Origin of the sequence: Tianweitania sp. (assembly GCF_032053605.1) — a bacterium.
Classification (GTDB): domain Bacteria; phylum Pseudomonadota; class Alphaproteobacteria; order Rhizobiales; family Rhizobiaceae; genus Tianweitania.
Window position 1 is genome coordinate 43,610 of the sequence record NZ_DAMBUH010000018.1, and the last position, 8,996, is coordinate 52,605.

General features: G+C 59.6%; 6 protein-coding genes. 5 read left to right on the top strand and 1 reads right to left on the bottom strand.

What is annotated here, in order from left to right; genetic code table 11:
- The first annotated feature begins 159 nt into the window (after positions 1 to 159).
- On the top strand, positions 160 to 4,356 hold the full coding sequence (rpoC, locus tag RTX98_RS06740; protein WP_312795479.1) for a DNA-directed RNA polymerase subunit beta': 4,197 nt from the start codon (positions 160 to 162) through the stop codon (positions 4,354 to 4,356).
- Between the two features lie 71 nt (positions 4,357 to 4,427).
- Here rpoC and RTX98_RS06745 read toward each other — a convergent pair whose 3' ends face one another.
- Positions 4,428 to 4,718, bottom strand: a complete 291-nt coding sequence (locus RTX98_RS06745; protein WP_312795481.1) for a transcriptional regulator — start codon at positions 4,716 to 4,718, stop codon at positions 4,428 to 4,430.
- A gap of 433 nt (positions 4,719 to 5,151) precedes the next feature.
- On the opposite strand from RTX98_RS06745, the gene rpsL reads away from it, so the two are divergent.
- The 4 genes from rpsL to RTX98_RS06765 form a co-directional block, all read left to right on the top strand.
- On the top strand, positions 5,152 to 5,523 hold the full coding sequence (rpsL, locus tag RTX98_RS06750) for a 30S ribosomal protein S12 (RefSeq protein ID WP_008837709.1): 372 nt from the start codon (positions 5,152 to 5,154) through the stop codon (positions 5,521 to 5,523).
- Positions 5,524 to 5,578: 55 nt separating this feature from the next.
- Positions 5,579 to 6,049, top strand: a complete 471-nt coding sequence (gene rpsG, locus RTX98_RS06755) for a 30S ribosomal protein S7 (RefSeq protein ID WP_312795491.1) — start codon at positions 5,579 to 5,581, stop codon at positions 6,047 to 6,049.
- Between the two features lie 24 nt (positions 6,050 to 6,073).
- Complete coding sequence (gene fusA / locus RTX98_RS06760) at positions 6,074 to 8,164, top strand: elongation factor G (protein WP_189501724.1); 2,091 nt, start codon at positions 6,074 to 6,076, stop codon at positions 8,162 to 8,164.
- Positions 8,165 to 8,230: 66 nt separating this feature from the next.
- Positions 8,231 to 8,996: elongation factor Tu (locus RTX98_RS06765; RefSeq protein ID WP_312795494.1), on the top strand; the 766-nt coding region annotated here is incomplete at its 3' end.

Sequence of the window (8,996 nt, forward strand, 5' to 3'; positions counted from 1 at the left end):
CTTGAAGGTGCGTCGCTTCGGCGGCGCACCCATTGATTTCGGCGGGATCATGATCCTGCCTCGTTGTGGCCCGAGAAGACGGCCACGACCGATCCCGGGCAGGCCGCTCGGAGCGAGATTTAAATTGAGGGGTTTGCGGACCCCGATAAGGAGAACGGCATGAACCAAGAGGTCATGAATCTCTTCAACCCTCAGACGCCGGTACAGACCTTCGACTCCATCCGGATCTCGCTGGCCTCGCCGGAGAAGATCCTTTCCTGGTCGTTCGGTGAGATCAAGAAGCCGGAGACGATCAACTACCGTACGTTCAAGCCGGAGCGTGACGGCCTATTCTGCGCGCGCATTTTCGGACCGATCAAGGACTACGAGTGCCTGTGCGGCAAGTACAAGCGCATGAAGTACAAGGGCGTCATCTGCGAAAAGTGCGGCGTGGAAGTTACGCTGTCGCGCGTTCGCCGTGAGCGCATGGGCCACATCGAGCTGGCTGCACCGGTCGCGCATATCTGGTTCCTGAAGTCGTTGCCATCGCGCATCGGCACGCTGCTCGACATGACCTTGAAGGACATCGAGCGCGTTCTGTATTTCGAGAACTACATCGTCACCGAGCCTGGCTTGACCGCGCTGAAGGAGCACCAGCTCCTGAGCGAGGAAGAGTACATGATCGCCGTCGATGAATACGGCGAAGACAGCTTCACCGCGATGATCGGCGCCGAGGCGATCCACGAGCTTCTGGCTTCGATGGACCTCGACACGATCGCCGGCGAGCTGCGTACGGAACTGGCGTCCACCACGTCGGAGCTGAAGCAGAAGAAGTATCTCAAGCGCCTCAAGGTGGTCGAGAACTTCATGGAGTCTGGCAACCGCCCGGAATGGATGATCATGAAGATCGTCCCGGTCATCCCACCGGATCTGCGTCCGCTGGTTCCGCTGGATGGCGGTCGCTTTGCGACCTCCGATCTGAACGACCTCTATCGCCGCGTCATCAACCGTAACAACCGCCTCAAGCGGCTGATCGAGCTGCGTGCGCCTGGCATCATCATCCGCAACGAGAAGCGCATGCTTCAGGAAGCGGTGGATGCGCTGTTCGACAACGGCCGCCGCGGCCGCGTCATCACGGGTGCCAACAAGCGTCCGCTGAAGTCGCTGTCCGACATGCTGAAGGGCAAGCAGGGCCGCTTCCGCCAGAACCTGCTCGGCAAGCGCGTCGATTATTCCGGCCGTTCGGTTATCGTGACCGGTCCGGAGCTCAAGCTGCACCAGTGCGGCCTGCCGAAGAAGATGGCGCTCGAGCTGTTCAAGCCCTTCATCTATGCCCGCCTCGACGCCAAGGGTTATTCCTCGACCGTCAAGCAGGCCAAGAAGCTGGTCGAGAAGGAGCGTCCGGAAGTCTGGGATATCCTCGACGAGGTCATTCGCGAGCATCCGGTTCTTCTGAACCGCGCGCCGACGCTGCACCGTCTTGGTATCCAGGCATTCGAACCCACGCTGATCGAAGGCAAGGCAATCCAGCTTCACCCGCTGGTCTGCACCGCCTTCAATGCTGACTTCGACGGCGACCAGATGGCCGTTCACGTGCCGCTGTCGCTCGAAGCACAGCTCGAAGCGCGCGTTTTGATGATGTCGACCAACAACATCCTGCATCCGGCTTCCGGTGCGCCGGTCATCGTGCCGTCGCAGGACATGGTGCTGGGTCTGTACTACCTGTCGATCGTCAACCAGAACGAGCCGGGCGAGGGCATGGTCTTTGCGGATATGGGCGAGCTTCAGCACGCTCTTGAAACCAAGGCGGTCACGCTCCACGCCAAGATTAAGGGTCGCTTCAAGACCGTTGATGCGCAAGGCAACGTCGTGTCGAAGATCCATGACACGACGCCTGGCCGCATGATCATCGCCGAGCTGCTGCCCAAGAACGTCAACGTTCCTTTCGACACCGCGAACCAGGAGATGACCAAGAAGAACATCTCCAAGATGATCGACACGGTTTATCGCCACTGCGGTCAGAAAGAGACGGTGATCTTCTGCGATCGCATCATGGCACTCGGCTTCAGCCATGCCTGCCGCGCCGGCATTTCGTTCGGTAAGGACGACATGGTTATTCCGGACACCAAGGAAAAGCTGGTTTCGGACACCGAGACGCTCGCGAAGGAATATGAGCAGCAGTACAATGACGGCCTGATCACTCAGGGCGAAAAGTACAACAAGGTGGTCGACGCCTGGGCCAAGTGCTCGGAAAAGGTCGCCGAGGAAATGATGGGCCGCATCAAGGCGGTCGAGTTCAACGAAGACGGCCGTCAAAAGCCGATGAACTCGATCTACATGATGAGCCATTCGGGTGCTCGTGGTTCGCCAACGCAGATGCGTCAGCTTGCCGGCATGCGCGGCCTCATGGCCAAGCCGTCGGGCGAGATCATCGAAACGCCGATCATCTCGAACTTCAAGGAAGGTCTGACCGTTCTCGAGTACTTCAACTCGACCCACGGTGCCCGTAAGGGCCTCGCCGACACCGCCTTGAAGACCGCGAACTCGGGTTACCTGACCCGCCGCCTCGTTGACGTGGCGCAGGATTGCATCGTCAATGCAATCGACTGCGGCACCGAGAAGGGCCTTACCATGCAGCCGATCGTGGATGCTGGTCAGGTTGTGGCATCGCTCGGTCAGCGCATCCTTGGCCGTACGGCTTTGGACGACGTGAACCATCCGCTGTCGGGCGATCTGCTGGTGAAGGCCGGCACGCTGATGGACGAGCGCGACATCGAGAAGATCGAAAAGGCTGGCATCCAGGCTGTTCGCATCCGCTCGGCTCTGACTTGCGAAGTGCGCGTCGGCGTTTGCGCCGTCTGCTACGGGCGCGATCTGGCACGCGGTACCCCGGTCAACCAGGGCGAAGCGGTCGGCGTTATCGCGGCTCAGTCGATTGGCGAGCCGGGCACCCAGCTCACCATGCGTACCTTCCACATGGGCGGCACGGCGCAGGTCGTCGATCAGTCGTTCCTGGAAGCTTCGTATGAAGGCCAGGTGCAGATCCGCAACCGCAACGTGGTGCGCAATTCCGATGGCAATCTGATTGTCATGGGCCGCAACATGGCTGTTCTCATTCTGGATGAGACGGGCAAGGAGCGTGCGACCCACCGCGTGACCTACGGTTCGCGCATTTACGTCGATGACGGAGATGCAGTTCGTCGTGGTCAGCGTATTGCCGAATGGGATCCGTATACCCGTCCGATCCTCACCGAGCTGGAAGGCCGCGTGGAGTTCGAAGATCTGGTGGACGGCATCTCCGTGCAGGAAACGGCGGACGAGGCAACCGGCATCACCAAGCGTGAGGTCATCGACTGGCGTTCGACGCCGCGTGGTTCGGATCTCAAGCCGGCGATCACGGTGTTCGATGCCAAGGGCAAGATTGCCAAGCTGGCACGTGGCGGCGACGCTCGCTTCATGTTGTCGGTGGAAGCCATCCTGTCGGTGGAGCCCGGTGCATCCGTCAAGCCTGGCGACGTGCTGGCTCGTATTCCGATGGAAAGCGCCAAGACGAAGGACATCACGGGCGGTCTGCCGCGCGTGGCGGAACTCTTCGAAGCGCGTCGTCCGAAGGATTGCGCGGTTATCGCCGAGATCGACGGTACGGTTCGTTTCGGTCGCGACTACAAGAACAAGCGTCGCATCGTGATCGAGCCGCATGACGAGGCCATGGAGCCGGTCGAGTATCTCATCCCGAAAGGCAAGCCGTTCCATCTTCAGGACGGCGACGTCATCGAGAAGGGCGACTACATCCTGGACGGCAATCCGGCACCGCACGACATCCTTGCCATCAAGGGCGTCGAGGCGCTGGCTTCCTACCTCGTGAACGAGATCCAGGAAGTGTACCGACTGCAGGGCGTGTTGATCAACGACAAGCACATCGAGGTGATCGTTCGCCAGATGCTGCAGAAGGTTGAGATCACGGAGCAGGGCGACTCGACCTACATCCCGGGCGATCACGTCGATCAGGTCGAACTCGACGAGATCAACGATCGCCTGATCGAGGAGGGCAAGACGCCGGCCGCAGGTCAGCCGGTGTTGCTCGGCATCACCAAGGCCTCGCTGCAGACGCCGTCCTTCATCTCGGCAGCGTCGTTCCAGGAAACCACGCGCGTTCTCACCGAGGCGGCAGTTGCCGGCAAGATGGACACGCTGCAGGGTCTCAAGGAAAACGTCATCGTCGGCCGTCTCATCCCGGCCGGTACTGGCGGTCAGATGACGCAGATCCGCCGTATCGCGACCTCGCGCGATGAGCTGATCCTCGACGAGCGCCGCAAGTCGACGGGTTCGGAAGTTGCCGAGCCGATGTTGGCGGACATGACCAACGCCGCCGAATAAGGTGGACAGCAAGCAATAAAAAAAGGCCGCCTTTCGGGGCGGCCTTTTTCGTTTAAGCAAATCGCAGATTGTTATGTCAGCCGGACAATCGCGATCTCGCCTTCAACGGCACCCTGATAGGCGGAGGCATGCGGTTCTTCATCCGGCATTCCCTGCATCTCGCCGATCTGATCAAGTTCCGCTTCGACATAGCCCTCGCGAGATAGGGCTTCCAACGCGGTGCGAACGGCCGTGTCATCGTCGGGAGCAACAAGCAGAACGTGAACCTCCTCCGACTCGCCGTCCTTCTGCATCCAGGCGCGACCGACGATGATCGTCACCGGAGGCGACTCGTTGTCGTTCTCACCTGATTCCATCTTCATGATTCCAGCCTTCCATGCGTTTGTCGGTCGTTGCCAAGCAGTCTAGCATTAAGATTGCGGAAAGAATCCAAGACGCCGGCTTCAACGAAGGAAATTATCTTGCTCATGACCGTGGATTTACCACCAGCTGCCGACTAATCCCAGCGCATCCGCCTTTCGGGGTTGACGAAAGGGGACTCACGCAGTAGAAGCCGCCTCACAGAGCCGATGTGAGGGCTACCGCTTCGGGACGACACGTCCTGGACAATGTCCTCAAACAGGGTTCGTTTCTACGAGCGAATAACATTGCCGGCGCGCATGAGGCGGGAAACTGCTTCCTCTGCATTTGATTGGGCAAAGCCGCGAGAGCGGTTTCTTGCCCGCAAACGCGTATGCTAACGGCGCTTGTATATGCCTGGAAACGGGCCCGAGTGAGATAAGAGGACGACGGTTAATGCCTACCGTAAACCAGTTGATCCGCAAGCCGCGCATTGCGCCGGTGAAGCGCAACAAGGTACCGGCCATGCAGGCCAACCCACAGAAGCGTGGCGTCTGCACGCGTGTTTATACAACGACCCCGAAGAAGCCAAACTCGGCTCTGCGTAAGGTCGCGAAGATCCGTTTGACCAATGGCTTCGAAGTCATCGGTTACATCCCGGGCGAGGGCCACAACCTTCAGGAGCACTCCGTGGTCATGATTCGAGGCGGCCGCGTGAAGGATCTTCCGGGTGTGCGTTACCACATCATCCGCGGCGTTCTCGATACGCAGGGTGTGAAGAACCGCAAGCAGCGTCGTTCGAAGTACGGCGCAAAGCGCCCGAAGTAAGCCAGGTCCGGTCAGGCAGCCTTTGGCGCCGACCTTTGATTGAGAGACAGAAGCTATGTCCCGTCGTCACAGTGCAGAAAAGCGCGAGATCAACCCGGATCCGAAGTTCGGTGATCTCGTAGTCACGAAGTTCATGAACGCCATCATGCTGCACGGCAAGAAGTCAGTCGCCGAGACCATCGTCTACTCCGCGCTGGATCAGGTTCAGACCCGCACCAAGCAGGAACCGGTCACCGTGTTCCGTCAGGCTCTCGACAACGTTGCGCCGCACGTCGAAGTGCGTTCGCGTCGCGTTGGTGGTGCGACCTACCAGGTTCCGGTCGATGTGCGCCCCGAGCGTCGTCAGGCTTTGGCTATTCGTTGGCTGATCACTGCCGCTCGCAACCGCAACGAGACCACGATGGTTGATCGTCTGTCGGGCGAGTTGATGGACGCTGCCAACAATCGTGGCACTGCCGTCAAGAAGCGCGAAGACACCCACAAGATGGCTGAAGCCAACCGCGCATTCGCGCACTACCGCTGGTAATCGGCGGAAGAGAGAGGCATTCCTATGGCCCGCGAATATAAAATCGAAGACTATCGTAACTTCGGCATCATGGCTCACATTGATGCTGGCAAGACGACCACGACTGAGCGCGTCCTCTACTACACCGGCAAGTCCCACAAGATCGGCGAAGTCCATGACGGCGCCGCGACCATGGACTGGATGGAGCAGGAGCAGGAGCGTGGCATCACGATCACGTCCGCTGCCACCACGACCTTCTGGAAGGGTCGTGACGGCAAGATGCGCCGCTTCAACATCATCGACACGCCCGGCCACGTCGACTTCACCATTGAAGTCGAGCGCTCGCTGCGCGTTCTCGACGGTGCGATCGCTCTTCTCGACGCCAATGCTGGTGTTGAGCCGCAGACCGAGACTGTTTGGCGCCAGGCAGACAAGTATCATGTTCCGCGCATGATCTTCTGCAACAAGATGGACAAGATCGGCGCTGATTTCTATCGCTCCTATGAGATGATCGCGACCCGTCTCGGTGCGCAGGCTGTTGCCATGCAGCTGCCGATCGGTGCCGAGAACGATTTCAAGGGCGTTGTCGACCTCATCGAGATGAACGCGCTGGTTTGGCGCGACGAGAGCCTGGGCGCTGCCTGGGACGTCGTCGAAATCCCTGCCGATCTGAAGGATCGTGCTGAAGAATACCGCGAGAAGTTGATCGAAGCCGCCGTCGAAATGGACGACGACGCGATGAACGACTATCTCGAAGGCAAGATGCCCGACAACGATAAGATCCGTGCGCTGATCCGCAAGGGTACGATCGCGGTCAAGTTCTTCCCGATGTTCTGTGGTTCCGCTTTCAAGAACAAGGGCGTACAGCCGCTTCTGGACGCGGTGGTCGAGTTCTTGCCGTCGCCGGCAGATGTGCCTGCGATCAAGGGTATCGACGCCAAGACCGAAGGTGAAATCGAGCGCCACGCCGACGATGAAGAGCCGCTGTCGATGCTGGCCTTCAAGATCATGAACGATCCGTTCGTGGGTTCGCTGACCTTCGCCCGTATCTACTCGGGCAAGCTGACCAAGGGCACGTCGCTCGAGAACACCGTGAAGGGCAAGCGCGAGCGCATCGGCCGTATGCTGCAGATGCACTCGAATTCCCGAGAAGACATCGAAGAAGCCTTCGCAGGCGACATCGTTGCTCTGGCCGGTCTCAAGGAAACCACCACGGGCGACACGCTTTGCGATCCCCTGAAGCCGGTCATTCTTGAGCGCATGGAATTCCCTGAGCCGGTCATCCAGATCGCGATCGAGCCGAAGACCAAGGGCGACCAGGAAAAGATGGGCCTCGCGCTCAATCGTCTGGCTGCCGAAGATCCTTCGTTCCGCGTCAAGACGGACGAAGAGTCGGGTCAGACCATCATCGCCGGCATGGGTGAACTTCACCTCGACATCCTCGTCGACCGCATGCGTCGCGAGTTCAAGGTCGAGGCGACGGTTGGTGCTCCGCAGGTTGCTTATCGCGAAACCATCACGCGCCGCACCGAGGAAGACTACACCCACAAGAAGCAGACCGGTGGTACGGGTCAGTTCGCTCGCGTGAAGCTGATCTTCGAGCCGAACCCGGAAGGCGAGGATTTCGTTTTCGAGTCGAAGATTATCGGCGGTGCTATTCCCAAGGAGTACATCCCCGGCGTTCAGAAGGGCATCGAGAGCGTTCTGTCCTCGGGTCCAGTCGCTGGCTTCCCGATGCTTGGCGTCAAGGCGACCCTGATCGACGGTGCATTCCACGACGTCGACTCCTCGGTTCTCGCGTTCGAAATCGCTTCGCGTGCTTGCTTCCGTGATGCTGCCAAGAAGGCTGGTGCACAGCTTCTCGAGCCGATCATGAAGGTCGAGGTTGTGACTCCGGAAGACTACGTCGGTAGCGTGATCGGCGACTTGAACAGCCGTCGTGGCCAGATTCAGGGCCAGGAAACGCGCGGTGTGGCCGTCGTCATCAATGCGATGGTTCCGCTGGCGAACATGTTCAAGTACGTCGACAACCTGCGCTCGATGAGCCAGGGACGTGCACAATACACGATGCTGTTCGACCACTATGAGCCGGTTCCGACCGCGGTCGCTCAGGAAATCCAGAAGAAATTCGCGTAAAGCCCGCGCGCTTACGCCGTCACCCATTGATGCCCCAGCGCGGGCAAGAAAGTTAGGAGAAGTCACATGGCCAAAGGTAAATTCGAGCGTAACAAGCCGCATGTGAACATTGGCACGATTGGTCACGTTGACCACGGCAAGACGTCGCTGACGGCCGCGATCACGAAATACTTCGGTGAGTTCAAGGCGTATGACCAGATCGACGCTGCTCCTGAAGAAAAGGCACGCGGCATCACGATCTCGACGGCCCACGTCGAATACGAGACGCCGAACCGCCACTACGCCCACGTCGACTGCCCAGGCCACGCTGACTATGTGAAGAACATGATCACCGGTGCTGCGCAGATGGACGGCGCGATCCTGGTTGTGTCGGCTGCCGACGGCCCGATGCCGCAGACCCGCGAGCACATCCTGCTGGCCCGTCAGGTTGGCGTTCCTTCGATCGTGGTGTTCCTGAACAAGGTCGACCAGGTTGACGACGCCGAGCTGCTCGAGCTGGTTGAGCTGGAAGTGCGCGAGCTTCTGTCGAAGAACGAATTCCCGGGCGACGACATTCCGATCGTCAAGGGTTCGGCTCTGGCTGCTCTGGAAGACTCGGACAAGACGATCGGCGAAGACGCCATCCGCGAGCTGATGAAGGAAGTCGACGCTTACATTCCGACGCCTGAGCGTCCGATCGACCAGCCGTTCCTGATGCCTATCGAAGACGTGTTCTCGATCTCGGGCCGCGGTACGGTTGTGACCGGTCGCGTCGAGCGCGGCATCGTCAAGGTTGGCGAGACGGTTGAGATCGTCGGCATCCGCAACACCTCGTCCACGACGGTGACGGGCG